Consider the following 25481-nt stretch of genomic DNA (forward strand, 5'->3'; position numbering starts at 1 on the left):
GATCGTACACAAAACAAATCCGGCCACTGAGGGGCCGTGACGAGGTTCGTCGCCCTGATCAGGCACGATTACCGACAAGAACACTCTCTTCACGCCACGGAACGAAGAGACCGGGGCCACTTTCCTCTAGCGCGGCAGCGCCCTCGTGACGTATTAGTCATCAGACCAAACAAAACGGTCCGGCGACGAAGCCGGACGGTACGACAGCAAGGGCCGCACCATGTCGAAGCGCTTCACTTCGCTCGCCTTGACAGCACACCCTCCTGCCGCCGGGCACCACGGGCGAGGACGCTCACGCCGAGTCGTCGCCCCGGTCGCCGCCGTCTGTGTCCTGGTCGCCGGGGCCGCGCTCACCGGCTGCGGACAGCAGCGGGACCCCGATGTGTACACCGTGCTGAACTCCTCGACCGACGAGTCCTACCACCGCTGGGACGCGGAGGCGATGGCCCGGTGCGGCGAGCGGCTGGGCATCACCGTCGAGCAGCAGAGCGTCCCGGCCTCGCAGGTGATGACGAAGGCGCTGCGCATGGCCTCGTCCAAGTCGCTGCCCGACATCGTGCAGTTCGACGCGTCCGAGATGCCGACCTTCGCCGACGCGGGCGGCCTGACCGACCTGCGATCCCTCGGGCTGAGCACCGAGGACATCCCCGACGGCATCGTCGACTTCGGTTCGTACCAGGGGACGTACTACGGCGCGGCCCGGTCGGTGAACACGCTGGCGCTCTTCTACAACAAGGACGTGCTCGACGAGGCCGGCGTCGAGGTGCCCACCACCTGGGCGGAACTGCGCCAGACCGCGAAGGAGCTCACCCAGGGCAAGCGGTACGGCCTGGCGCTGAGCGCGGGCGGCGCGGAGGACGGCGTCTTCCAGTTCCTGCCGTTCATGTGGTCCAACGGCGGTGACGAGACCGACCTGGACAGTCCGCAGGTCGTGGAGGCGCTGGACTACTGGAAGGGCCTGCTCGGGGACGGCTCGCTGTCGAAGTCGACGGTCAACTGGACGCAGGCGGACGTCAACGACCAGTTCATGGCCGGCAACGCGGCGATGATGATCAACGGCCCGTGGCAGGTGGAGACCCTCAACAGCGACAAGTCCCTGCACTGGGGCATCGCGCCGATCCCGGTGCCGGAAGCCGGCGAGGACTCGGTCGGACCACTGGGCGGTGCCGTGCTCACCGTCCCGAACACCGGTGACGAGGCGCGGGAGAAGACCGCCGGGAAAATCGTCGCGTGTCTGTCCAGCGAGCAGGAGCAGCTGACGTACGCGCTCAACAGCTGGATGGTCCCGGCCAACGCCGAGGCCGCCGCCGACTGGCGCGAGAAGGTGCCGGAGCTGGACTCCCTCGCCGACCAGGTGGCCGTCGCCCGGTCCCGGACGGCGAAGCTCGGCGCCGGCTGGTCGAGCGTGTCGCTCGCCCTGCAGAGCGCCTTCCAGTCCGCCCTGACCGGCCAGTCCAGTGAGACCGCCCTGAAGCGCGCCCAGCAGCGGGCCACGAGCGGGAACTGAGGTACGCGCCCATGACCACGTCCACCGTCACCGCACAGACGCCCGAGAAGGCTTCCGAGCCGGCCGCCGCTCCCGATCCCGCGCGGATCGCGCGTCGTCGCCGGCTCGCCCAGTGGGGGTTCGTCGCCCCCGCCGTCGTCTTCATGCTGCTCTTCTTCGGCTACCCGCTGGTCCGCAACGTCGTGATGAGCTTCCAGCACTACACGCCGAAGACCTTCTTCACCGGTGAGGCGCCCTTCAACGGCGCCGACAACTGGTCCAACGTGTTCCAGGACGCCCTGTTCGGCAAGGCGCTGTGGCACACGCTCGTGTTCACCGCCGGCTCGCTGCTCGGGCAGTTCTGCATCGGCATGGCGCTGGCGGTCTTCTTCAGCCGCCGGTTCCCGCTGAACGGGGTGCTGCGCTCGCTGATCCTGCTGCCCTGGCTGGTGCCCATGGTGGTGTCCGGCATCGTGTGGCGGCGCATCCTCGACCAGGACACCGGCGTCCTCAACTCCTTCCTGGACACCATCGGCATCGGCGGTCACACGCCCTGGCTGACCAGCCCGGGGATGGCCCTGCTCTCGGTCATCCTGGTCAACATCTGGATCGGCATCCCGTTCAACATGGTCATCCTGTACGGCGGTCTCCAGGAGATCCCGAGGGAACTGCACGAGGCGGCCGCGCTGGACGGCGCATCGGCGTGGCGGACGTTCCGGTCGGTCACCCTGCCGGTGCTCAAGCCGGTCATCACGGTGGTGCTCGTGCTCGGCTTCATGTCGACGGTGAAGATCCTCGACCTGATCCTCGCCCTCACCGACGGCGGCCCGGCCGACGCGACCCAGACGCTGGGCACGCTCACCTACCAGAACTCCTTCGTCCAGCTGGACTTCGGCGCGGGCGCCGTGGTCGGCAACGTGCTCATCCTGATCTCCGCCGTGTTCGCGGTGTTCTACCTGCGGGCCAACCGCACCGAGGGGAAGTGACCGACGATGGCCACCCACACGCCCACCGCGTCCCGGCGCCGCTGGGGCTCCACCGTCGCCGGTGTGCTCGTCCTCGCGGTGATGCTGTTCCCGCTGTACTGGATGCTCAACACCGCGCTCCAGCCGGAGTCGGGGCTGCTGAAGGTCGACCCGGTGCCGGGGAGCCTGGACCTGTCCGGTTTCTCGAAGGCCATCAGCGATCAGGGCGGGCACCTGCTGACGTCGCTCGCGGTGTCGCTCGGCGCGGTCGCCATCTGCCTGCTGATCTCGGCGCCGGCGGCGTACGGGCTGGCGCGGTTCGGGCTGCGCGGCTCGCGCACCATCGTGTTCGGCACGCTGATCACCCAGATGGTGCCGGGCATCGTCATCGCCAACGCGCTCTACAACTCGTACGTCGACCTCGGCCTGGTCAACTCCTACTTCGGCCTGATGCTGGCGGACGCCTCGCTGGGCATCCCGTTCTCGATCGTGCTGATGCGCTCGTTCATGGTGTCGATCCCGGGCGAGGTGATCGAGGCCGCGCAGATCGACGGGGCCGGGCCGGTGCGGACGTTCGTGCGGGTGGTGCTGCCGATGAGCCGCAACTCGCTGATCACGTCGGGGCTGTTCGCGTTCCTGTTCTCGTGGAGCGACTTCATGTTCGCGCTCACCCTGAACACGACCGACGAGGTCAAGCCCATCACCCTGGGCATCTACCAGTACATCGGCGCGCACGTCGGCGACTGGGGCTCGGTGATGGCCGCCTCCGTGCTCTCCGCGGTGCCGGCGGCGATCCTGCTCGTCCTCGCCCAGAAGTACATCGCCGCCGGGATCACCGGCGGTTCCGTCAAGTGACTCAAGTGACCTTCCCCGTACAGGAGATGAGCAGCACAGCATGAGCGAGTACCCCGGTTTCCCGCCCGGTTTCGTCTTCGGCGCCGCGACCGCCTCGTACCAGATCGAGGGCGCGGCCCGGGAGGACGGCCGCGGCCCGTCGATCTGGGACACCTACAGCCACACGCCCGGCCTGGTCGTGAACGGTGACACCGGCGACGTGGCCTGCGACCACTACCACCGCTACCGCGAGGACGTGGCGCTGCTGCGCGACCTGGGCGTGGACTCCTACCGCTTCTCGATCGCCTGGCCGCGCATCCTGCCGGACGGCTCGGGCGCGGTGAACCCCAAGGGCCTGGACTTCTACTCCCGCCTGGTCGACGAACTCCTCGCGGCGGGCATCGAACCGGCCGCCACCCTGTACCACTGGGACCTGCCGCAGGCCCTGGAGGACCGGGGCGGCTGGCGGGTGCGGGAGACGGCGGAGCGGTTCGCCGAGTACACGGCCCAGGTCGCCGAGCACCTGGGCGACCGGGTGCCGCGCTGGATCACCCTCAACGAGCCGTGGTGCAGCTCCTTCCTCGGCTACTCCGTCGGCCGGCACGCGCCCGGTGCCAAGGAGGGCCGGGGCGCGCTGGCCGCCGCCCACCACCTGCTGGTCGGACACGGTCTGGCGGTACGGGCACTGCGGGCGGCCGGGGTGCGCGAGGTCGGCATCACGCTCAACCTGGACCGCAACCTGCCGGCCACCGACTCCCCCGCCGACCTGGCGGCCGTGGTCCGCGCCGACACGCAGCACAACCTGGTGTGGACCGAGCCGATCCTCGCGGGCCGCTACCCGGCCACCGAGGTGGAGACCTGGGGCGACCTGATCACCGGCGCGGACTTCCGCCACGACGGCGACCTGGAGCTGATCTCGCAGCCGCTGGACTTCCTCGGCGTCAACTACTACCGGCCGATCGTGGTCGCCGACGCCCCGCATCGCGAGAGCGACCCGGCGCGGCGGGTGGCGACGGACAACCGCTACGAGGAGGTACGGCTGCCCGGCGTCCGCGAGACGGCGATGGGCTGGCCGGTCGTCCCCGACAGCTTCACCGAGCTGCTGGTGCGGCTGAAGAAGCAGTACGGGGGCGCGCTGCCGCCCGTCCACATCACGGAGAACGGCTCGGCCGAGAACGACGCCCCCGCCGCCGACGGCACGGTGCACGACGCCGACCGGGTCGCCTACCTGCGCGACCACCTCACCGCGCTGCGGGCGGCGATCGACGCGGGCGTGGACGTGCGCGGGTACTACGTGTGGTCGCTGCTGGACAACTTCGAGTGGGCGTACGGCTACGACAAGCGCTTCGGCATCGTCCGCGTCAACTACGGGACGAAGGAGCGCACACCGAAGGACAGCTACCGCTGGTACCGGGAGATGATCACCGCGAACCGCCGGGGGTGACGCCGGGGCGTGGGGGCCGCCCTGCCGCGGCCCCCGCCGGCCTCGTCGCCTCCCGTCCGCGCCGTCGGACTGCGTCGGCCCGTCAGCCCGCGTCCCGCTCCGCATACGCCGCCGGGTCGGCCAGCACCTCGCGGACGATCGCGCCGGCCGCGCCCCGGGCCGCGTCGCCGAGGGGCGAGGAGGCCCGCAGCCGCTTCCCGTCCTCCTGCCACAGCCCGGAGACGACACGGCGGGCGAGTTCCCGGTCGACGGCGGGCGCCAGCCAGTCCATCAGTTCGCGGTAGACGCCGCCGAGCATCACCGCGTCGGGGTCGAAGAGGTTCACGGCGCCCGAAACGACGACGCCCAGGTGCCGCCCCGCCCGCTCGATCGCGGACAGGGCGGCCGGCTCACCACGCCGGGCGCGGCGTTCGAGCTCCGCGACGCCCCGCACACCCGTGGCCGCGTCGATGCCGGCCGCCTCGAGCAGGGCGGCCTGTCCGGCGTACTGCTCCAGGCAGCCGTGCGCCCCGCACCGGCACAGGGGCCCGCCGGGATCGACGACCATGTGGCCGATCTCCCCGGCGAAGCCGTGCGCTCCCCGCAGCAGCTCCCCCTTGAGCACCAGGGCGCCGCCGACGCCGATCTCTCCGGTCAGGTGGAGGAAGCTGCGCACGCCCTCGGTGCCGGCGCCGAACCACAGCTCGGCCAGGGCGGCGGCGTTGGCCTCGTTGTCGGAGCTGACCGGCAGCGGGCGGTGGGCCGGGCGCAGGGCGAGGAGCGCCTGCGCGAACAGGCCCTCCACCGCGACGCGCCGCCAGCCCAGGTTGGGGGCCTGGCGGACGGTGCCGCCGGTCACCAGGCCGGGCAGGGCGACGTGCGCGCCGGCCGGGACGAGGCCCTGCTCGGCCGCCGAGCCGATGGCCCGCGCCACCAGCCGGGCGGCGCGCGCCAGCACCTCCGAGGGCTGAACCCCGCGGTTGTCGACGTGCTCGACGAGCCGGACCCGGTCGGTGCCGGCGAGGTCGACGACGCACACGGTGACGTAGTCGATGTTGATCTCGACGCCGAGCCCCGCCGGACCCGACCTGGACACCTTCAGGACGGTACCGGGCCGCCCCGCCTGCCCGCTGCTCGTCTTGCCGCCCTCGGAGACGAAGCCGTACTCCAGCAACTGCTCGACCAGGGACGAGACCGCCGCGCGGGTCAGTCCGACGTGCGCGGCGATCCCCGCCCGGGTCGCCTCCCCCGCGTCGTGCACGGCCCTCAGGACGAGGCTGAGGTTGTGCCGTCTGACCGTGGCCTTGTCAGCCTTCGGCTCCAGGGGGGTGAGGTTGTTCTTCATGGTGGTGTCGAGCGTATGCGACCGACAGGGCTCCGACCTGCGCCGCTGTGGTCGCGGGGCGCCCCTTGCCCGTCCCCGGCCGCGCCTCTAGCCTGACTTTGTGCCGCAAATAAACAAAGCCCGTTCGCACAGCGCCGTGCCGGGCTCCCGCAACGACCTCACCCGTCTCCGTACCGCCCTGACCGCCTTCTTCGCCCTCGACGGCTTCATCTTCGCCGGCTGGGTCGTACGCATCCCCGCCATCAAGGAGCAGACCGGCGCCTCGGCCAGTGCTCTGGGCCTGGCCCTGCTCGGCGTCTCCGCGGGCGCCGTCGTCACCATGACGCTCACCGGACGGCTCTGCCGCCGCTACGGCAGCCACCCCGTCACCGTCGCCTGCGCGGTCCTGCTCTGCCTCAGCATCGCGTTGCCCCCGCTCACCCACTCCGCGCTCGCCCTCGGCCTGGTCCTGCTGGTCTTCGGCAGCGCGTACGGCGGGATCAACGTCGCCTTCAACAGCGCCGCCGTCGACCTGGTGGCCGTACTGCGGCGCCCCATCATGCCCAGCTTCCACGCCGCGTTCAGTCTCGGCGGCATGGTCGGCGCGGGGCTCGGCGGGCTGGTCGCCGGGTCGCTGTCGCCCGTGCGGCACCTGCTCTGCCTCACCGTCATCGGTCTCGTCGTGACCCTGTTCGCGGGCCGTGCCCTGCTGCGCTGCGAACCCGCGGCGCCACCGGAGGGCGCCGACCGGGACCAGGGTGCGCCGCGCCGGCTCGACCGCCGTACCCGCCGCCTGGTCGTCGTCTTCGGCGTGATCGCCCTGTGCACGGCCTACGGCGAGGGCGCCATGGCCGACTGGGGCGCGCTGCACCTGGAGCAGGACCTCGACGCCTCGCCGGGGCTGGCGGCGGCGGGATACTCCTGTTTCGCGCTCGCCATGACGGTCGGCAGGCTGACCGGCACGACCCTGCTGGAGCGCCTGGGTCGGACGGCCACGGTGGTCGCCGGCGGCACCACCGCCGTGGCCGGCATGCTGCTGGGCTCGCTCGCCCCGTCCGTGTGGGCGGCGCTGTTCGGTTTCGCGATCACCGGGCTCGGGCTCGCCAACATCTTCCCGGTCGCGGTCGAACGGGCGGGCGCACTGGGCGGGCCCGCCGGCGTCGCCACCGCGTCCACCCTGGGTTACGGCGGCATGCTGCTCGGGCCACCCGCGATCGGCTTCATGGCCGACTGGTTCTCCCTGCCGACCGCGCTCACCAGCGTGGCGGCGCTCGCGGCGGTGGCGGTCCTCGTCGCGGTCGCGACCCGACGGGCGGCGGCACCGGGGTGAGCCGGGACGTCCCGCGCAGTACTCCCTTCGAGCGCCCTCCATCCGGCACACTCACCGCCATGGAGACCGTTGCGTACGTCGATGTCCTGGCCCGCGAGGGCGCGTTGCTCGCCACGTCCGCCGAGTCGGCGGGCACCGAGGCCAAGGTGCCGACCTGCCCCGGCTGGCAGGTGCGGGACCTGCTGCGGCACACCGGGACGGTGCACCGCTGGGCGGAGTCGATCGTCGCCGAGAGGCATACCGGCCCCCGGCCCGACGGTGGCCTGCCCGACCTCGACGGCAGCGACCTGCTGGCCTGGTTCAGGGAAGGACACAGGCGGTTGGTCGACACCCTCACCGGCGCCGCGCCCGACGTGCGCTGCTGGCACTTCCTGCCCGCGCCGTCCCCGCTGGCCTTCTGGGCGCGGCGGCAGGCGCACGAGACGACCGTGCACCGCATCGACGCCGAGTCGGCCCGGGGCGGCGCGCCGACCCCCGTCGGTACGGACTTCGCGGTGGACGGCATCGACGAGTTGCTGTGCGCCTTCCACGCCCGCCCGAAGAGCGCGGTACGTACCGAGGAGCCCCGCACGCTGCGGGTGCGGGCGACGGACGTGCCCGGCGCGGTGTGGACCGTACGGCTGTCGGCCGAGCCGCCCGTGACCGAGCGGACGGGCGACGGTGACGCCGACTGCGAACTCTCCGGGCCCGCCGCACTGCTCTACCCGGCACTGTGGAACCGCCTGCCGTTCCCCGAGGTGACCGGCGACGCCTCGCTCGCCGCGCTGTGGCGCGAGAAGTCGGGCATCACTTGGAAGTGAGCCGGCCGCGCCGCGGAGCAGGGGCCGGGGCGGCCCGTCTGGGAGACTTGACGCCATGACGACTTACGGGGGACGGCGTACGCAGGGCGAGCGGGACGCGATCACGGTCGAGATCGGCTACGCGCTGTGCAGCGCGGCGTTCGCGGCGGCCGTGCTGTTCGGGGCCGTGGCGGGGCCGGCGTATCTTTTCGGAGTGACCGGCGGTGTCCGCGACGTGCTCGTCGGGGCGGGTGCGGTGCTGGCCGTCGTCGTGTTCTTCGTGCGGGTGGCGAGCGTGCTGCTGCGCTTCGCGCGGGCCGGTCAGCCCAGCCAGCCCGGCCGCACCAAGCCCGACTCGTAGGCCAGCACGACCAGTTGCGCCCGGTCGCGGGCGCCCAGCTTCACCATGGTGCGGCTGACGTGGGTCTTGGCGGTGAGCGGGCTGACGACCAGGCGGCGGGCGATCTCCTCGTTGGACAGGCCGATGCCCACCAGGGCCATCACCTCCCGCTCCCGTTCGGTGAGCCCGGCCAGCTGCCCGGCCGCCGCGGGCTCCTTGGAGCGGGCCGCGAACTCGGCGATCAGCCGGCGCGTCACCCCCGGCGAGAGCAGTGCGTCTCCGGCGACCACCGCCCGCACGGCACGCAGCAGTTCCTCCGGCTCGGTGTCCTTGACCAGGAAGCCGGAGGCACCGGAGCGGATCGCCTCGAAGACGTACTCGTCGAGTTCGAAGGTGGTGAGCATGACCACCTTCACGTCCCGCAGCGCGGCGTCCCCTGTGATCCTGCGGGTCGCCGCCAGGCCGTCCAGCACCGGCATGCGGATGTCCATCAGGACGACATCGGGGCGCCGTTCGCGGATCGCACGCACCGCCTCCTGACCGTCGGCCGCCTCCGCGGCCACCTCGATGTCGGGCTGCGCGTCCAGCAGCGCCCGGAAACCGGCGCGTACCAGTGACTGGTCGTCGGCGAGCAGTACGCGGATCACCGGTCCTCCTCCGTGGGGTGGGCGTTCTCTGCGTTCTTGGCGTTCGTGACGCCCCCGGCGCCCCCGGCGCCGATGGGCAGCGTCGCGAGCACCCGGAAGCCGCCGTCGGGGCGCGGGCCCGCCTCGATGGTGCCACCGAGCGCCGTCGCCCGTTCCCGCATTCCGGCCAGCCCGTTGCCGCTGCCGCCGGCCTCGGCGCCGGTCGCGGGTCCGTCGTCGTCGACGCGCAGCCGCAGCACGCCGCCGTCCCGGGCGAGGCACACGCGTGCATGCCGCGAACCGGAGTGGCGTACGACGTTGGTGAGGGCCTCCTGCACGATGCGGAACGCGGCGAGGTCGGTACCGGGCGGCAGCGTCGGCGGCTCGCCCTCGACCTCGACGGTGAGGCCCGCGCTCGCCGCCTGCTCGACCAGCTCGGGCAGCCGGTCGAGCCCGGGGGCGGGCGTGCGCGGCGCGGCGCCGGAGGTGCGCAGGGTGTCGAGGACCTGGCGCACCTCGCCGAGCGCTTCCTTGCTCTTGGCCTTGATGGTGGTGAGCGCGGTCCGCGCCTGCTCCGGATCGGTGTCGAGGAGCGCGAGTCCGACGCCCGCCTGCACGTTGATGACGGAGATGCTGTGCGCGAGGACGTCGTGCAGCTCGCGGGCGATCCGCAGCCGCTCCTCGTCCGCGCGCCGCCGGGCCGCCTGCGCCCGCTCGGCCCGCTCCTTCGCCCACTGCTCGCGCCGCGTCCGGGCCAGCTCCGACACCGCCACGATCGCCACCACCCAGACGGCGATGACGATCTCCTCGCCCCAGGAGGCGGCGGAGTCCGACGACGGCGGCAGCCAGCGGTACAGCCAGTGCACCAGCAGGACGTGGCCCGCCCACAGGGCCGCCAGGGCCGACCACGCGGCCCTGCGGTGCCCGGAGACGACGGCGCTGAAGCAGGCCAGTGCCACGGCCAGGAGGACCGGACCGTACGGGTATCCGGCGGCCAGGTAGACCAGGGTGGTGGCCGACGCGGCGAACACGACCGCCACCGGGTACCGCTGCCGCCACAGGAGCGCCGCGCCCGTCAGGAACAGGAGCACGCGCGCGAAGGGGTCCAGCGCGGCGCGCTCGCCCTCCTGGGAATGGGCGGCGAAGTTGGACCCGACCAGCACGAACGCCGTGAGCAGTGCCGTGGAGCGCCAGGGCCACCGGTGGCGGTGCTCCTCGTCGTCCCGCCGATGCCACCACGGGGGCCCGTGCCGCCACCACTGCGGCGGCCCGCCCGTGTGCCCGCGCTGTCCGTCCATGCCCGCCACGCTAGACGCCGCACGACGGGAGCGGCGTCACCCGCGCGTGGTGATCACGCGTACTCCCGGGGAAGTACGCCCCGGTCGCTCCCTCAGGTCCCGGCTTCGTCGTCCGCGGGGCGCGCGGCACCTCCGGTGTCCGGTGTGCCCGTACCCGTCGCCGCGTCCGGAGCGCCCGTCGGCTCCGCCGGGCGCGCGGGCCGGCGGTCCATCGCCGCCAGCGCGCGCTGCGCCAGGGGGTGGCTGCGGACCAGCTCGCCCAGGGAGGTCGAACCCTGCGTGATGTCCTTGAACGCCTTCCAGGCCGGACGGAAACCGGTCAGGGCCGCGTGGAACAGCCCCGGGCGGCGCTCGAAGATCGCCAGCATGCGCTTGCCGACGCTCATCTCGACGCCGAGGCCGGCCTTGACGGCGAAGGCGTAGTTCAGGGCCTGCTTGCGCGCGTCCACGGCGTCGTGCGCCTCGGCGATGCGCACCGCCCACTCGCCCGCGAGCCGTCCCGAGCGCAGGGCGAAGGAGATGCCCTCGCGGGTCCAGGGCTCCAGGAGCCCGGCCGCGTCGCCGCAGACCAGGACCCGGCCGCGGGAGAGCGGCGAGTCGTCGGCGCGGCAGCGCGTCAGGTGGCCGGAGGAGATGCTCGGTTCGAAGCCGGCGAGGCCCAGGCGGCCGACGAAGTCCTCCAGGTACCGCTTGGTCGCCGCGCCCTCGCCGCGCGCCGAGATGACGCCGACCGTGAGGGTGTCGCCCTTGGGGAAGACCCAGCCGTAACTGCCGGGCATCGGCCCCCAGTCGATGAGGACCCGTCCCTTCCAGTCCTCGGCGACGGTGTCCGGCACCGGGATCTCCGCCTCCAGGCCCAGGTCGACCTGGTCGAGCTTCACGCCGACGTGCGCGCCTATCCGGCTGGCGCTGCCGTCCGCGCCGACGACGGCTCGCGCCAGCACCGTCTCGCCGCCCTGGAGGACGACGGCGACCGTGCGCCGGTCCGGCACCGCCGACCCGTGCTGCTCCACCCGGGTCACGGTGGCCCCGGTGCGCAGCTCGGCGCCCGCCTTCTGGGCGTGCTCGACGAGCTGCTGGTCGAACTCGGGCCGGTTGATCAGGCCGAACAGCATCTGACGGGAACGCCGGGTCCGGGTGAAGCGGCCGTTGTTCGAGAACGTCACCGCGTGCACGCGGTCCCGGAAGGGCAGCTCGAAGCCGGGCGGGAGGGTGTCGCGCGAGGGACCGATGATGCCGCCGCCGCACGTCTTGTAGCGGGGCAGCTCCGCCTTCTCCAGCAACAGCACGCGCCGCCCCGCGACCGCCGCCGCGTAGGCGGCCGAGGCCCCCGCCGGTCCCGCGCCCACCACGACCACGTCCCAGACCTGACGCGTGTCGTCCGCCGAAGAGTTCTCGCTGCTCACGATGGTCTACTGCTCCCAACAAACCGCATGCCGCACCTGACCCCCGCATCCTACGGCGGGCATCGCCGCAGGCCACTGTGGGAGGATCGGCCCTACCAATCCAAGTACTCCTCGGTACAACGTCGCACCTACAAGGAGCGTGCCCATGTCGTCGAATCCGGTCGCCGAGACCGTCTCCTCGCTGATGCCCAGGGCGAAGGAGGAGCTCACCGCGCTGGTGGCCTTCAAATCGGTGGCGGACTTCGACCAGTTCCCGCGCAGCGAGAGCGTGGGCGCCGCCAACTGGATAGCGGCCGCGCTGCGCGCCGAGGGCTTCCAGGACGTGGACCTGCTGGACACCCCGGACGGCACCCAGTCCGTGTACGGCTACCTGCCCGGGCCCGAGGGCGCCAAGACGGTGCTGCTCTACGCCCACTACGACGTGCAGCCGCCGCTCGACGAGGCCGGCTGGGTGACCCCGCCGTTCGAGCTGACCGAGCGCGACGGCCGCTGGTACGGGCGCGGCGCGGCCGACTGCAAGGGCGGGGTGCTCATGCATCTGCTCGCGCTGCGCGCGCTGAAGGCGAACGGTGGCGTGCCGGTGCACGTCAAGGTGATCGCCGAGGGTTCGGAGGAGCAGGGCACGGGCGGCCTGGAGCGGTACGCCGAGCAGCACCCGGAGCTGCTGGCCGCGGACACCATCGTCATCGGCGACGCGGGCAACTTCCGGGTCGGGCTGCCGACGGTCACCTCGACGCTGCGCGGCATGACGCTGGTGCGCGTGAAGGTCGACACGCTGGAGGGCAACCTGCACTCCGGCCAGTTCGGCGGCGCCGCGCCCGACGCGCTCGCCGCCCTGATCCGCGTACTGGACTCGCTGCGCGCCGAGGACGGCTCGACGACCGTCGACGGCCTGGCGGCGGACAGCGACTGGGAGGGACTGGCCTACGACGAGGAGCAGTTCCGCCGGGACGCCCGGGTGCTGGACGGCGTGGAGCTGATCGGCTCGGGTTCGGTCGCCGACCGGATCTGGGCGCGTCCGGCCGTCACGGTGCTCGGCATCGACTGCCCGCCGGTCGTCGGCGCCACCCCGTCGGTGCAGGCGGGCGCCCGCGCGCTGGTCAGCCTGCGGGTGCCGCCGGGCGTGGACGCCGCCGAGGCCACCAAGCTGCTCCAGGCCCACCTGGAGGCGCGGACGCCGTGGGGCGCGCGGGTCGCCGTCGAGCAGATCGGCCAGGGCCAGCCGTTCCGGGCCGACACCACGAGCCCGGCGTACCAGGCCATGGCGGACGCGATGGCGGTGGCGTACCCGGGTGAGGAGATGCAGTACGCCGGCCAGGGCGGCTCCATTCCGCTGTGCAACACCCTGGCGGCGCTGTACCCGCGGGCGGAGATCCTGCTGATCGGCCTGAGCGAGCCGGAGGCGCAGATCCACGCCGTGAACGAGAGCGTGTCCCCCGAGGAGTTGGAGCGGCTGTCGGTCGCGGAGGCGCTGTTCCTGCGCAACTACGCGGCGGGCTGAGCCCGGTCGTCCTGGTTCTGCCGTCGGCAGAGGGGCCTCGCCACCGGGCGGGGCCCTGCCTACGGTCGTGCCATGGACGTCATCGAACTCCTCCCCCGCCTCCACCTGCTGCGCTTCCCGGTCGGCCAGGCCTACCTGTGGCGCGACGGCGGCGACCTGACGCTGATCGACGCGGGACCGGCCGGGTCCGGGGCGCGCATCGCCGCGCTGGCCGGCACCGCCGGACGCGTACGGCGTGTGGTCCTCACCCACTTCCACGAGGACCACGCGGGCGGGGCGGGCGAGCTGGCCGCGCTCACCGGGGCGGAGGTGGTGGCGCACGCCCTGGAGGCGCCGGTGGTGCGGGGTGAGGTGCCGGGGCCGCCGCCCGTGTTCGAGGAGTGGGAGCGCCCCCTGCACGCCGACGCCGTCCGGCGGCTTCCGCCGGGCGGTTTCGACCGGCCGGCGCGGGTGACCGAGGTGTCCGACGGCGACGTCCTCGACTTCGGTGGCGGGGCACGCGTCGTCCACGCCCCTGGCCACACGGACGGCAGCATCGGGCTGCACCTCCCGCGCCACGGCGTGCTGTTCACGGGGGACGCGGTCGCCGCGTCGCCGGTGGACGGCAGTGTGATGCTCGGTGTGTTCAACACCGACCGGGAACGGGCCGTCGCCTCGTTCGGCAGGCTGGCCGGCCTCGACACGGAGACGGCCTGCTTCGGGCACGGGGATCCGGTGACCGCGGGGGCCGGGGAGTCGCTCCGGGCGTCGGCGCGGGCCTGCCAGGCGGACGGCTGAGGTCAGCCGACCGGGGTGCCCGCCTCCAGGTAGAGGGCCGTTCCGCGTTCCCGGGCCCGCAGGGCCCAGCACAGCCGCTCGTAGCGGACCGGGGGCAGCAGTCCTGCCGCCTCGTCCTCGCTGACGAAGCGCCAGCCGCGCAGTTCGGGGCCGGGCAGCAGCACCCGGCCGGCGTCCGCGGAGTCGAGCCGGCCGCCGTCGAAGAGCAGGCGCAGACCGCCGTAGCCGGGGGGCACGGGCCGTTCCCAGTCGACGACCAGCAGGGCGGGTACGTCGTCGAGGTGGATGCCGGTCTCCTCGGCGACCTCGCGCATCCCGGCCCGGGCGGGCGCCTCGCCGGGTTCGACCACGCCGCCGGGGAACTCCCAGCCGGGCTTGTAGGTGGGGTCGACGAGCAGGACGCGGTCCTGTTCGTCGAAGAGCAGGACGCCGGCGGCGAGGGTCTCGGCGGTGGGTTCGGGCGTCTGCACGATGTCGCAGGCGGGCACGGAACCGGTGCCCACGGCCTCGGCGATCCGGGCGGCGGTCTCGTAGGGGGTGAGGGCGCCGGTGTCGACCGGGTGGGCGTCGGCGGTCAGCCAGGCGGCGAGGGCGGCCCGGTACGGCTCGATGTGGTCGTACGACCACTGCCGCACGCGCATCTCGCCGTCGGGCAGCCCCTCCGGTATCTCGCGGCCCGCTATCCGCTCGCGCAGGATCGTTTCAGCCGGAGCGAGCAGGATGTGCCGGACCGCGATGCGGCGGGCGGCGAGGCCGCCGAAGATCTCGTCCCGGTACTCCTGGCGCAACAGCGTCATGGGGACGACGAGGGTCCCGCCGAGCTCGGCGAGCATCGCGGCCGCCGTGTCGATGACCAGGCGGCGCCAGATCGGCAGGTCCTGGAAGTCGCCGACCTCGGCGAGGCGTTTGGGCGGCAGCAGGTGCGCGAGCGTCCCGCCGATGACCTCGGGGTCGAAGAGTGTGCTGTTCGGGATCAGTTCGATCAGTTCCCGTGCGGTGGTGGTCTTCCCCGCACCGAACGCGCCGTTGATCCAGACGACGGTCACAGGTCCCCCTCTTCTGTTGGCCCCCTGTGGCTTGCCCGCAACACCCTGCCACGGAAACCAGGCCCAGTTGAGGGCGTACGACGACGGCGCCGGCGCCCCCGGGAGGGGCACCGGCGCCGTGTGGTCCGGGCGGTACGGCTCAGCGGCCCAGCTGCCCGAGCGTGTCGTCGTCCACGGACAGGCTCTCGACGGCGACCGTGTCCTCGACGGTGCTGACGGTGTCCTCCACGTCGAGGCCGAGGGGGAGTTCGGCCGGGGCGCCATGGGACGGGCTGACGGCCGCGACGACGAATCCGGTGGCCAGGGACGCGATGGCGAGCATGCTGCGCTTCTTCATGCCTGCTTCAACTGCGCCGGGGCGCGGGGGTCACGGGTGAGGACACGGGAGCCGCGCCCGGCGGCGCCTGCCCGGCCCGAGGGGTTTGCCTCCGGGACCCGGCCCGGACGCCTCGGGCGGGCCCTGGGCCTCGGCACGCAAGCCCGCAAGGGCCCGGGGTGTACGGCCGCCCCGGGCAGTAGGGGTCGGGACCGGACCGCAGGGGGCCGTGACCGAGCCAAGCGCTGCGGAGCCGGCACGCAGAACCCGGGTCGGCCCGGGGCAGGGCGGTCGGCGCGAGGCAGGGCGGTCGGCGCGAGGCAGGACGGTCGGCCCAGGAAGTCCGGCCGGCGCGAACAGTTCGGTCGGCACAAGCAGTTCGGTCGGCCCCATGTCTTACGGCTCGTGACCGGACCCTACGAGCCCGTCACCGACCCACGCGCCGCGCAACCGGCACGCAGGCCCCAGACCGCCCCCGGCAAGCGATCGACGCAAACAGGACGGCCAGCCCAGACTCCACGGCTCACAACCAGACCGTACGGCCCATCACCGGCCCGCGCGCCTCATAGCGGCACGCAGGCCCCGCGACGACCCCGGCGGTGCGGTCGGCCGGTGCGGTACGGCGCCGGGAGCGGGAGGCCGCCCGGGGCAGCCGCCCGGGACGGCACGGCGGCGAGGGCGGCGCCGCGGACTGATCCGTGCGGCCGCCCGGCCCCGGGCTCGGCTCAGACCCGTGCCGGGCTCGCCTCCGCCGTCCTGGTGAGGGCCGCCGCGGCCGCGCCCACCAGGCCCGCGTCCGTCCCCATCTGGGCGGGCACGACCGCCAGGCGCTGCACGAAGGACAGGGTCGCGTAGTCGGTCAGCGCCTTGCGCAGCGGGGCGAAGAGTACGTCGCCCGCCTTGCCCACTCCCCCGCCGACCACCGCGATGTCGATCTCGACGAGGGTCGCGGTGGCGGCGATCCCGGCGGCCAGCGCCTGCGCGGCCCGTTCGAAGGAGGCCACGGCGACGGGGTCGCCCCGGCGCGCGGCGGCGGCCACCGCGGCGGCGGAGGTGTCGCCGTCCGGGCCGGGCCGCCAGCCCGCGTCGAGGGCGCGGCGCGCGATGTTGGGGCCGCTCGCTATGCGCTCCACGCAGCCGCGCGCGCCGCACGGGCAGGGGTCGCCGTCCAGGTCCACGCTGATGTGCCCGATGTGGCCGGCGTTGCCCGTCGGGCCGGGATGCAGCCGTCCGTTCAGGACCAGACCGCCGCCGACCCCCGTGGAGACCACCATGCACAGCGCGTTGTCGTGCCCCCGCGCGGCGCCCTGCCAGTGCTCGGCCGCCGTGATCGCCACCCCGTCGCCGATCAGCTCGACGGGCAGGTCGCCGACGGCTTCCCGGACCCGGCGGACGAGCGGGTAGTCCCGCCAGCCCGGCACGTTGACCGGGCTGACCGTGCCGGCGGAGGCGTCCACCGGGCCGGCGCTGCCGATGCCGACGGCCGTGGCCCGCCCCCACAGCGGCGACGCCGTCAGCTCTCCGAGGACGGCCGCCACGGCCCCCATCACGGTGTCGCCGTCCTCCCGGGCGGGCGTGGCGCGCTGCGCACGCGCCTGGATGCGGCCGTGGCCGTCCACCAGCGCTCCGGCGATCTTGGTGCCGCCGATGTCCAGCGCTGCCACGAGGTCGGTGTGCATCAGAGTCGGATCTCCCCGTTGGACCGAAAAAAGATGAAAGAGCACGAACACGAGAGCGCACAGCAGACCGGTCCCGCGGTGGGGACGGGGGCCGGAGAAGTGCGTTGGACAGTGTCTCTCGCATCTGACAACGTTGTCCAGGCTCTATGCTCGACGCCACATCCTCATACAAACGCATGACCGACACATCCCCCTGAGCACCGTGGACGACTGAACACCGTGGACGACAGGAGCCGACGCTTCCCCGTGGACGACAGGACAGGACACCGCATCGTGCCCGACACGCCCCGCCGCGCAGACCGCATCCCCGGGAACCGTTACGGCAATCGCCCGACCATGAAGGACGTCGCCGCCCGGGCCGGGGTCGGCCTCAAGACCGTCTCCCGCGTGGTCAACGGGGAGCCGGGCGTCACCCCGGAGACCGAGCGGCGGGTCCAGGAGGCCATCGACGCGCTCGGCTTCCGGCGCAACGACAGCGCACGGGTGCTCCGCAAGGGACGTACCGCCAGCATCGGGCTGGTGCTGGAGGACCTGGCCGACCCGTTCTACGGGCCGCTCAGCCGCGCCGTGGAGGAGGTGGCCCGCGCGCACGGCGCCCTGCTGATCAACGGGTCCAGCGCCGAGGACCCTGACCGCGAGCAGGAGCTGGTGCTGGCCCTGTGCGCGCGGCGCGTGGACGGGCTGGTGGTGATCCCGGCCGGGGACGACCACCGGTACCTGGAGCCGGAACTCAAGGCCGGCGTCGCCACGGTGTTCGTGGACCGTCCGCCGGGGCGGATCGACGCGGACGTCGTGCTGTCCGACAACCACGGCGGCGCCCGCGACGGAGTCGCCCACCTCATCGCGCACGGCCACCGGAGGATCGGCTTCATCGGCGACATGCCCCGCATCCACACGGCCGCCGAGCGGCTGCGCGGCTACCGGGCCGCGATGGAGGACGCCGGGATACCGGTCGAGGACTCCTGGATGTCGCTGGGCGTCACCGACCCCGAGCGCGTGCGCCGGGCAGCCGAGGAGATGCTCGCCGGTCCGAGCCCGGTCACCGCGATCTTCACGGGCAACAACCGGGTGACGGTCACCGTGATCCGCGTCCTCGCCGGACACGACCGCCGCGTCGCCCTGGTCGGTTTCGACGACATCGAGCTGGCCGACCTGCTCCAGCCGGGCGTCACCGTGGTCGCCCAGGACGCCGCGGCCCTGGGCCGCACCGCCGCCGAACGGCTCTTCCGGCAGCTGGACGGCACCCTGCTCGGCCCCGACCGCATCGAACTGCCGACCAGGCTGGTCACCCGGGGCTCGGGCGAGCTGCCGCCCGCGGACTGAGCGGCCGTGGCGGACGAGCGCGGGGACGCCGGGCGCGCGGACGTGTCGCCGCCCGGCGGGCCCGCACGGACCGGCCCGGACGGCGCGGACCGGACGCTGCGCGCACTCGGGCTGGACGGGGTGCCCCGCGAGGAGCCGCTGCTCTACCCGGGCGCGTGGCCGCGGGAGTCCGGGGTGCTGGACGGGGACCGGCTGCTGCCGGTGGACCGGGTGGTGTTCGAGGACCGGGTCCCGGTGCTGGCGATCGGCTCCAACGGCAGTCCGGGCCAGCTGCGGCACAAGATGGCGGAGTTCGGGATCGACTCGCCGCTCCCGATGGTGAGGTCACGGGTCACCGGCCTGGACATCGGTGTCTCCGCCCATGTGAGCCGCATGGGCTACGTGTCCGCCTCGCCGGTGGGCGCCCCGGGCGTCGTACGGGAGCTGTTCCTGCTCTGGCTCGACGCCGAGCAGCTCGCCGTGATCGACGCGAGCGAGGGCGTGCCGATGGCGTCCGGCAACTTCGACCGCGCCTGGCTCCCCGCACCCGAGGTACGCGTCGAACCGGGCGACGGCACGGTGCTGCGCGGCGCTTACGCCTACGTCAACCGCCACGGCGTCCTGCGCGACGGCGACGGGGTGCCCCGCCGGCACCCGGGCGAGCAACGGCCCCTCATCACCGGACTCCTTGGGGAGTCGGCCCGGCTGCGAGGGCTGTTCGGGGTGACGCCCGAGGAGTTCTGCGCGCGGGCGCGGGCCGACCGGCGGCTGTGCGAGCGGGGGACGCGGCTGTTCGCCGAGGAGGGGCGCGTGACGGCGTCCGGCCTGGAGCGGTACGTGGGCTCCGGCCGGACGCCGGACGACGCGCTGCCGCCGCCTACTGCGCCGATGCCGTGAGGTCACCGCGCCGCGGGGACGAGAAGCCCTCCAGGTCGGCGCGGGTGAGACCGGTCAGCCGGGCGACCTCGCCGATGTCGAGGGCGCCGCAGTCCAGGCCGCGCAGCAGGTAGCCGCTGAGGGCCTTGGCGGTGGCGGGTTCGTCCATGACGTCGCCGCCGGTGCGGTTGGCGTAGCGGGCGAGGCGGGCGGCGGCCTGCTCGAAGCCCTCGCGGTAGAAGGCGAAGACGGCCGCGTAACGGGTCGGGATGTGACCGGGGTGCATGTCCCAGCCCTGGTAGTAGGCGCGGGCCAGGGCGCGGCGGGTGAGGCCGAAGTGCAGCCGCCAGGCGTCGTGGACCTTCTCGGTGGGGCCGACCGGCAGGACGTTGGTCGAGCCGTCCGAGACGCGGACGCCGGTGCCGGCGGCGGCGACCTGCATGACCGCCTTGGCGTGGTCGGCGGCGGGGTGGTCGCTGGCCTGGTAGGCGGCGGAGACGCCGAGGCAGGCGCTGTAGTCGAAGGTGCCGTAGTGCAGGCCGGTGGCGCGGCCCTCGGCGGCCTGGATCATGCGGGAGACGGCGGCGGTGCCGTCGGCGGCCAGGATGGACTGGCTGGTCTCGATCTGGATCTCGAAGCCGATCCGGCCGGGCTCCAGGCCGCGGGCCTTCTCGAAGGCCTCCAGCAGCCGCACCATGGCGGTGACCTGCTCGGGGTAGGTCACCTTGGGGAGCGTGAGGACGAGGCCGTCCGGGAGGCCGCCGGCCTCCATGAGACCGCTGAGGAAGACGTCGAGGGTGCGGATGCCCCGGGCACGCACGGGGGCCTCCATGCACTTCATGCGGATGCCCATGTAGGGGGCCGCGGTGCCCTCTTCGTACGCCTCGGCGATCAGGCGGGCCGCGCGGGCCGCCGCCTCGTCCTCCTCGGCGTCGGAGCGGTTGCCGTAGCCGTCCTCGAAGTCGACGCGGAGGTCTTCGATCGGCTCGCGCTCCAGCTTGGCGCGCACGCGGCTGTACACCGGCTCGGCGAGGTCGTCGGTGAGGCCGAGGACGGCCGCGAAGGACGCGGCGTCGGGGGCGTGTTCGTCGAGGGCGGCCAGCGCCCGGTCGCCCCAGGAGCGGACGGTGTCGGCGGCGAAGACGTCGCCGGGTACGTACACGGTGTGCACGGGCTGGCGGGTGCCCGGGTCTCCGGGGTAGCGGCGCTCCAGCTCCGCGTCGACCGGTGCGAGGGAGGCACTGATCTCCTCGCCGACGGCGCCCGCGAGGCTCGTTGCCACCTTCTCCTGCTGACCCATCCCACACCCTCCTGATGTCCACTTTTCCGCTGCACGGAATCAACAATCCGTATAGCGAAGTTATCTGCCGGTTCCTCGCCGGTCAACACCCATCCTGCGCAGACGCCGAGGCCCCCGCGACCACGGAAGGTCGCGGGGGCCTCGGTCGGAGCCGTACGGCGGGATGCTCAGCCCTTGCGGGACTTCACTTCCTCGGTGAGCTGCGGGACGACGTCGAAGAGGTCGCCGACGACGCCGTAGTCGACCAGCTCGAAGATCGGGGCCTCGGCGTCCTTGTTGATCGCCACGATCGTCTTCGAGGTCTGCATGCCCGCGCGGTGCTGGATCGCGCCGGAGATGCCGGAGGCGATGTACAGCTGCGGCGAGACGGACTTGCCGGTCTGACCGACCTGGTTGGTGTGCGGGTACCAGCCGGCGTCCACCGCGGCGCGCGAGGCGCCGACGGCCGCGCCGAGGGAGTCGGCGAGGGCCTCGATGATCGCGAAGTTCTCCGCGCCGTTGACGCCGCGGCCGCCGGAGACGACGATCGCGGCCTCGGTCAGCTCCGGGCGGCCGGTCGACTCGCGCGGCGTGCGCGAGGTGACCTTGGTGCCGGTCGCGGCGGCGGAGAAGGACACCGACAGGGCCTCGACCGCACCGGCGGCCGGGGAGGGCTCCACGGCGGCCGAGTTCGGCTTGACCGTGATGACCGGGGTGCCCTTGGAGACACGGGACTTGGTGGTGAAGGCGGCGGCGAACACCGACTGGGTGGCCACCGGACCCTCGTCGCCGGCCTCCAGGTCGACGGCGTCGGTGATGACGCCGGAGCCCAGGCGCAGCGCCAGGCGGGCGGCGATCTCCTTGCCCTCGGCGGAGGACGGGACCAGCACGGCGGCCGGGGAGACGGCCTCGACGGCGGCCTGGAGGGCGTCCACCTTCGGCACGACCAGGTAGTCGGCGTACTCGGCGGCCTCGTGGGTGAGGACCTTGACCGCGCCGTGCTCGGCGAGCGCGGCGGCGGTGTCACCGGCACCGTTGCCGAGGGCGACGGCGACGGGCTCGCCGACACGGCGGGCGAGCGTCAGCAGCTCCAGGGTGGGCTTGCGGACGGCACCGTCCACGTGGTCGACGTAGACGAGAACTTCAGCCATGGGACTTCTTCTCTCCTGCTTGCGAGATGTGAGGGGCGGTCGGCGAATCCGGGGCTCAGATGAACTTCTGGCCCGCGAGGCTGTTACACGAACTTTCGCTCCGCGAGGAAGGCGGCGAGCTGCTTGCCGCCCTCGCCCTCGTCCTTGACGATGGTGCCCGCGGTGCGCGCCGGGCGCTCGGTCGCGGACTCGACCTTGGTGTAGGCGCTCTCGAGACCGACCTCGTCCTCGTCGATGTCGAGGTCGGACAGGTCCCAGGACTGAACCGGCTTCTTCTTGGCCGCCATGATGCCCTTGAAGGAGGGGTAACGGGCCTCGCCGGACTGGTCGGTGACCGACACGACGGCCGGGAGGGAGGCCTCCAGCTGCTCGGTGGCGGCGTCGCCGTCGCGGCGGCCCTTCACGGTGCCGCCCTCGACGGAGACCTCGGACAGCAGCGTCACCTGCGGCACGCCCAGGCGCTCGGCGAGCAGCGCGGGGACGACGCCCATGGTGCCGTCGGTGGAGGCCATGCCGGAGACGACCAGGTCGTAGCCGGCCTTCTCGATCGCCTTGGCCAGGACCAGGGAGGTGCCGATGGCGTCGGTGCCGTGCAGGTCGTCGTCCTCGACGTGGATCGCCTTGTCGGCACCCATGGACAGCGCCTTGCGCAGCGCGTCCTTGGCGTCCTCCGGACCCACCGTCAGGACGGTGATCTCCACGTCGTCGTCGGAGTTCTCCGAGATCTGCAGCGCCTGCTCGACCGCGTACTCGTCCAGCTCGGAGAGCAGACCGTCGACGTCGTCGCGGTCGACGGTCAGGTCATCGGCGAAGTGCCGGTCGCCAGTGGCGTCGGGCACGTACTTCACGGTGACAACGATCCTCAAGCTCACGCCGGCTCTCCTACTGCGTCGACATTTCAGTGCTGCCTCTTGCAGGCAGCATAGGCGCCCCAAGCGGCCGATCCCGGGCGGGGCGACCTGCGCTCCGTCCCGAAATATTACTCGTCAGTACACCCAGTTCATGCCCGCTAAGCAAGCGCTTTGAACTGTGACCTTCGCAACGCAGCGTAACCGGAACTCGACCGCTTCGCAGAAGCCGTCCCGGTGAGCGGTCAGTCGCGCAGGCGGTCGTAACGCCCCTGGTGGTAGAGCAGCGGCCGGCCGGCGCCGCCGGGGTCGCCGAGCAGCACCTCGGCCAGCACGATGCGGTGGTCCCCCGCGGGCACGCGGGCGACGACCCGGCACACGAGCCAGGCGAGGACGCCGTCCAGGACCGGCACGTCCTCGGGGCCGTCGTACCAGGCGGTGGGTGCCGCGAAGCGGTCGGCGCCGCTGCGGGCGAAGGTGGCGGCGAGAGCCTCTTGGTGCTCGCCGAGCACGTGGACGCCGACGTACTCGGCCTCGCAGACCGCGGGCCAGCTGGAGGAGCCCGTGCCGATGCCGAAGGAGAGCAGCGGCGGCTCGGCGGAGACGGAGGTGAGGGAGGTGGCGGTGAAGCCGACCGGGCCGGCGTCCCCGCGCGCGGTGATCACCGCGACGCCCGCGGCGTGCCGCCGGAAGGCGGACCGCAACAGCTCGGCGGTGGCGAGCGGCGGCGCGGTGAGGCCGGGTGTGGCCGTCATACGGGAAGTCCTTCTGCGTTGCGCCTCGGCCCGCTGAGCCGGGAGCGAGGCCGTACGGGCAGGCTGACGACGGGTGGCACACACAGTCAATTACGTCCCGGATGTGGAAGCTGTGGAGAAGGCCTCACGGACGGCGTGACGGTACTCACACCGCCTCGCCCAGCGCGGCGATCACGTCCGCCTTGCGCGGCTGCCCGACAGCGCGCCGTACGACCCGGCCGCCGGCGTCGAGGACCAGCACGGTCGGGGTCTTGAGCACGCCGAGGGCGCGGACGAGTTCCAGGCGGGCCTCGGCGTCGATCTCGACGTGGGCGACGCCGGGGACCATCCGGGCGACCTCGCCGAGGACCCGCCGCGTGGCCCGGCAGGGGGCACAGAAGGCGCTGGAGAACTGCACGAGCGTCGCCCGCGCGCCCAGTTCCGTGCCGAGGCCGGCCGCGTCGAGCCGGGGGACCGGCGATGGATCGAGACTGCCGCCGTCGCCCTGCCCGTGCACTCGCGCGTCCTCGTTCCGCCGCCACCGCGGCACTCGTGGGCACGCCTCGGGCGTGCCACCGGTCCGTTCGTCCATCGGTTCAGCGTTCCCCGGGCGGCGGAGATTCCCGCTCCACCATCGCTTTTCGGCCACGTAACGGCCGACGACGTGATGAGGATCTCGCCACGGGCGGGCACCAAGGCTGGTACACCGGCCGTTCTTGGGGCACGATCTCGACAAGCCGTAAACCTACGGCTGCGTAACTTTCGACTGGGAGTCCCCTTCCCAGGCTGACAAGGAAGGGTCCGACCCGCCCATGGCAGAACTCGCCTACCGCCCGGCCATCGGTCTCGCCCGCACCCTGTTCAAGGTGTGGGACCTCAAGATCGACTGCCAGGGTTCGGAGAACATCCCGCGCTCGGGCGGCGCCGTGCTGGTGAGCAACCACATCAGCTACTTGGACTTCATCTTCGACGGCCTGGCGGCGCTGCCCCAGAAGCGGCTGGTGCGCTTCATGGCGAAGGAGTCGGTCTTCCGGCACCGGGTCTCCGGCCCGCTGATGCGCAACATGAAGCACATCCCGGTCGACCGCAAGCAGGGCGAGGCGGCGTACGCGCACGCCCTGGACTCGCTGCGGTCCGGCGAGATCGTCGGGGTCTTCCCGGAGGCGACGATCTCCGAGTCGTTCACGCTGAAGAGCTTCAAGTCGGGCGCCGCGCGCCTGGCGCAGGAGGCGGGCGTCCCGCTGATCCCGATGGCGCTGTGGGGCACCCAGCGGCTGTGGACCAAGGGCCACCCGCGCAACTTCAAGCGCAGCCACATCCCGGTCACGATCCGGGTCGGCGAGGCGATGGAGGCCTCCCGCGAGCAGTACGCGGGCGCCATCACCCGGCGGCTGCGCGGGCGCGTGCAGGAGCTGCTGGAGGCCGCTCAGCGCGCCTACCCGGTACGCCCCAAGGGCGCGGACGACACCTGGTGGATGCCGGCCCACCTCGGCGGCACCGCCCCCACCCCGGAGCAGGTACGCACCGCCGAGGCCCACTGAGCCGGGCGCCTCAGAGCGAGACCGGGAGCGTCGCCCACAGGTGCGGCCGGTCGGTGGCCGCCTTCAGCACCTCCAGCACGGCCGGATGCGGCGCGGCGTACAGCTCCGGGCAGTCCGCCTCGCCCGCCTCGTGGTCCGGCGTGAAGGCCAGCCGCTCCCGGCCCAGGGAGAACCGCGCGTCCACGCCGGGCTTGTTGCCGCGCGGGTCCTGCCGGTGCCACGCCCCGTCGAACCGTACGGCGACCAGTCCGTGCACCACGTCGAATCGCTGGTAGCACAGGGCGGTCGGGATGTCCTCGGCCCTCAGCAGCGCGGTCAGCGCGTGGGCCTTGGCGTAGCAGATGCCGGTGCGCTTCTCCAGGACGTCGGAGGCCCGCCAGGTGACGCGCGGGTCGCCCGAGTCCTGCGAGTGCGGGATGGTGTCACGCACGAACTCGAAGGCCAGTCGTGCATAGGCATACGAGTCCACCGCCTCCTTGGCGAGCCGCGCGGCCACCTCCCGTACATGCGGGTGCTCGTGATCGATGACCTCGTCGGCGGCCAGGTAGGCGGACAGGTCAGGGGTCTTCTGGATCAGCTCCATGCCCGCAGAGCATAGGAAAGCGATCACCCGACAGTCA

The 25481-nt window shown here is 72.9% G+C and carries 25 protein-coding genes; 12 read left to right on the plus strand and 13 right to left on the minus strand.

The window, feature by feature from the left end; genetic code table 11:
• The first annotated feature begins 220 nt into the window (after positions 1–220).
• Genes KUM03_RS18245 through KUM03_RS18260 form a run of 4 tightly spaced genes read left to right on the plus strand, consistent with a single transcriptional unit; the run spans position 221 to position 4729 of the window.
• The gene (locus tag KUM03_RS18245; RefSeq protein WP_217250118.1) at positions 221–1507 is read left to right on the plus strand and encodes a sugar ABC transporter substrate-binding protein; all 1287 of its coding nucleotides are present in this window, start codon (positions 221–223) and stop codon (positions 1505–1507) included.
• A gap of 11 nt (positions 1508–1518) precedes the next feature.
• Positions 1519–2472, plus strand: coding sequence for a carbohydrate ABC transporter permease (locus tag KUM03_RS18250; protein ID WP_217250120.1), 954 nt, complete (start codon positions 1519–1521; stop codon positions 2470–2472).
• A gap of 6 nt (positions 2473–2478) precedes the next feature.
• Positions 2479–3306, plus strand: a complete 828-nt coding sequence (locus KUM03_RS18255; RefSeq protein ID WP_073731180.1) for a carbohydrate ABC transporter permease — start codon at positions 2479–2481, stop codon at positions 3304–3306.
• A 40-nt stretch (positions 3307–3346) separates the two neighbouring features.
• A complete protein-coding gene (locus tag KUM03_RS18260) occupies positions 3347–4729 on the plus strand; it encodes a GH1 family beta-glucosidase (protein ID WP_217250121.1) in 1383 nt (460 codons plus the stop codon).
• An 82-nt stretch (positions 4730–4811) separates the two neighbouring features.
• Here the strand turns inward: KUM03_RS18260 and KUM03_RS18265 are convergent, their stop codons facing one another.
• On the minus strand, positions 4812–6053 hold the full coding sequence (locus KUM03_RS18265; RefSeq protein WP_217250123.1) for an ROK family protein: 1242 nt from the start codon (positions 6051–6053) through the stop codon (positions 4812–4814).
• Positions 6054–6189: 136 nt separating this feature from the next.
• Between KUM03_RS18265 and KUM03_RS18270 the strand changes: the two genes are divergently transcribed.
• The 3 genes from KUM03_RS18270 to KUM03_RS18280 are packed head-to-tail and all read left to right on the plus strand — an operon-like array spanning position 6190 to position 8502.
• Positions 6190–7362, plus strand: a complete 1173-nt coding sequence (locus KUM03_RS18270) for an MFS transporter (protein ID WP_217250599.1) — start codon at positions 6190–6192, stop codon at positions 7360–7362.
• Positions 7363–7421: 59 nt separating this feature from the next.
• Positions 7422–8162 carry a maleylpyruvate isomerase family mycothiol-dependent enzyme gene (locus KUM03_RS18275; protein WP_217250125.1) on the plus strand — a complete coding sequence of 247 codons (741 nt, stop codon included), beginning with the start codon at positions 7422–7424 and terminating at the stop codon, positions 8160–8162.
• 55 nt (positions 8163–8217) lie between these two features.
• The gene (locus KUM03_RS18280; protein WP_217250127.1) at positions 8218–8502 is read left to right on the plus strand and encodes a DUF6332 family protein; all 285 of its coding nucleotides are present in this window, start codon (positions 8218–8220) and stop codon (positions 8500–8502) included.
• Here the strand turns inward: KUM03_RS18280 and KUM03_RS18285 are convergent.
• The 3 genes from KUM03_RS18285 to KUM03_RS18295 all read right to left on the minus strand — a co-directional run bounded on the left by KUM03_RS18285 (position 8463) and on the right by KUM03_RS18295 (position 11811).
• Entirely contained in the window at positions 8463–9128 is a 666-nt protein-coding gene (locus tag KUM03_RS18285) for a response regulator transcription factor (RefSeq protein ID WP_217250129.1), read from the minus strand. The genes KUM03_RS18280 and KUM03_RS18285 overlap by 40 nt on opposite strands.
• Positions 9125–10405 (minus strand): sensor histidine kinase, encoded by a 1281-nt coding sequence (locus tag KUM03_RS18290; protein WP_217250131.1) that lies wholly within the window; start codon positions 10403–10405, stop codon positions 9125–9127. Before KUM03_RS18290 ends, KUM03_RS18285 begins: the two co-directional genes overlap by 4 nt.
• A gap of 92 nt (positions 10406–10497) precedes the next feature.
• Entirely contained in the window at positions 10498–11811 is a 1314-nt protein-coding gene (locus tag KUM03_RS18295; protein WP_217250133.1) for a geranylgeranyl reductase family protein, read from the minus strand.
• A 145-nt stretch (positions 11812–11956) separates the two neighbouring features.
• On the opposite strand from KUM03_RS18295, the gene KUM03_RS18300 reads away from it, so the two are divergent.
• Together KUM03_RS18300 and KUM03_RS18305 are read left to right on the plus strand one after the other, a co-directional pair.
• Positions 11957–13312: a dipeptidase gene (locus KUM03_RS18300; protein ID WP_217250135.1), complete on the plus strand. Its 1356-nt coding sequence runs from the start codon at positions 11957–11959 to the stop codon at positions 13310–13312.
• Between the two features lie 72 nt (positions 13313–13384).
• Entirely contained in the window at positions 13385–14089 is a 705-nt protein-coding gene (locus tag KUM03_RS18305) for an MBL fold metallo-hydrolase (RefSeq protein WP_217250137.1), read from the plus strand.
• Between the two features lie 2 nt (positions 14090–14091).
• Here KUM03_RS18305 and KUM03_RS18310 read toward each other — a convergent pair whose 3' ends face one another.
• The 3 genes from KUM03_RS18310 to KUM03_RS18320 all read right to left on the minus strand — a co-directional run bounded on the left by KUM03_RS18310 (position 14092) and on the right by KUM03_RS18320 (position 17130).
• Positions 14092–15135, minus strand: coding sequence for an NUDIX hydrolase (locus KUM03_RS18310; RefSeq protein ID WP_217250139.1), 1044 nt, complete (start codon positions 15133–15135; stop codon positions 14092–14094).
• 139 nt (positions 15136–15274) lie between these two features.
• Positions 15275–15472, minus strand: coding sequence for a hypothetical protein (locus KUM03_RS18315; RefSeq protein ID WP_217250140.1), 198 nt, complete (start codon positions 15470–15472; stop codon positions 15275–15277).
• Between the two features lie 704 nt (positions 15473–16176).
• Positions 16177–17130 (minus strand): ROK family protein, encoded by a 954-nt coding sequence (locus tag KUM03_RS18320; RefSeq protein ID WP_217250142.1) that lies wholly within the window; start codon positions 17128–17130, stop codon positions 16177–16179.
• A gap of 246 nt (positions 17131–17376) precedes the next feature.
• On the opposite strand from KUM03_RS18320, the gene KUM03_RS18325 reads away from it, so the two are divergent.
• Together KUM03_RS18325 and KUM03_RS18330 are read left to right on the plus strand one after the other, a co-directional pair.
• Entirely contained in the window at positions 17377–18453 is a 1077-nt protein-coding gene (locus tag KUM03_RS18325; protein WP_217250144.1) for a LacI family DNA-binding transcriptional regulator, read from the plus strand.
• A gap of 42 nt (positions 18454–18495) precedes the next feature.
• Positions 18496–19329, plus strand: coding sequence for a hypothetical protein (locus KUM03_RS18330; protein ID WP_217250600.1), 834 nt, complete (start codon positions 18496–18498; stop codon positions 19327–19329).
• Here the strand turns inward: KUM03_RS18330 and KUM03_RS18335 are convergent.
• The 5 genes from KUM03_RS18335 to KUM03_RS18355 all read right to left on the minus strand — a co-directional run bounded on the left by KUM03_RS18335 (position 19310) and on the right by KUM03_RS18355 (position 23912).
• Positions 19310–20608, minus strand: a complete 1299-nt coding sequence (locus KUM03_RS18335; RefSeq protein ID WP_217250147.1) for an aldolase/citrate lyase family protein — start codon at positions 20606–20608, stop codon at positions 19310–19312. The two genes, KUM03_RS18330 and KUM03_RS18335, sit on opposite strands and share 20 nt — an antisense overlap.
• Positions 20609–20775: 167 nt before the next feature.
• Positions 20776–21738: an electron transfer flavoprotein subunit alpha/FixB family protein gene (locus KUM03_RS18340; protein WP_217250149.1), complete on the minus strand. Its 963-nt coding sequence runs from the start codon at positions 21736–21738 to the stop codon at positions 20776–20778.
• Positions 21739–21821: 83 nt separating this feature from the next.
• Positions 21822–22610, minus strand: a complete 789-nt coding sequence (locus KUM03_RS18345) for an electron transfer flavoprotein subunit beta/FixA family protein (protein ID WP_217250151.1) — start codon at positions 22608–22610, stop codon at positions 21822–21824.
• Between the two features lie 221 nt (positions 22611–22831).
• A complete protein-coding gene (locus KUM03_RS18350) occupies positions 22832–23341 on the minus strand; it encodes a flavin reductase family protein (RefSeq protein WP_217250153.1) in 510 nt (169 codons plus the stop codon).
• A gap of 145 nt (positions 23342–23486) precedes the next feature.
• Entirely contained in the window at positions 23487–23912 is a 426-nt protein-coding gene (locus tag KUM03_RS18355) for a thioredoxin family protein (RefSeq protein ID WP_254399489.1), read from the minus strand.
• A 220-nt stretch (positions 23913–24132) separates the two neighbouring features.
• Here KUM03_RS18355 and KUM03_RS18360 point away from each other — a divergent pair, with 220 nt between their 5' ends.
• The gene (locus tag KUM03_RS18360) at positions 24133–24861 is read left to right on the plus strand and encodes a 1-acyl-sn-glycerol-3-phosphate acyltransferase (RefSeq protein WP_217250155.1); all 729 of its coding nucleotides are present in this window, start codon (positions 24133–24135) and stop codon (positions 24859–24861) included.
• A 10-nt stretch (positions 24862–24871) separates the two neighbouring features.
• Here KUM03_RS18360 and KUM03_RS18365 read toward each other — a convergent pair whose 3' ends face one another.
• A complete protein-coding gene (locus KUM03_RS18365; protein ID WP_217250157.1) occupies positions 24872–25444 on the minus strand; it encodes a transglutaminase family protein in 573 nt (190 codons plus the stop codon).
• Positions 25445–25481 lie beyond the last annotated feature (37 nt).

It is taken from the genome of Streptomyces sp. AC602_WCS936, from assembly GCF_019049125.1.
Classification (GTDB): domain Bacteria; phylum Actinomycetota; class Actinomycetes; order Streptomycetales; family Streptomycetaceae; genus Streptomyces.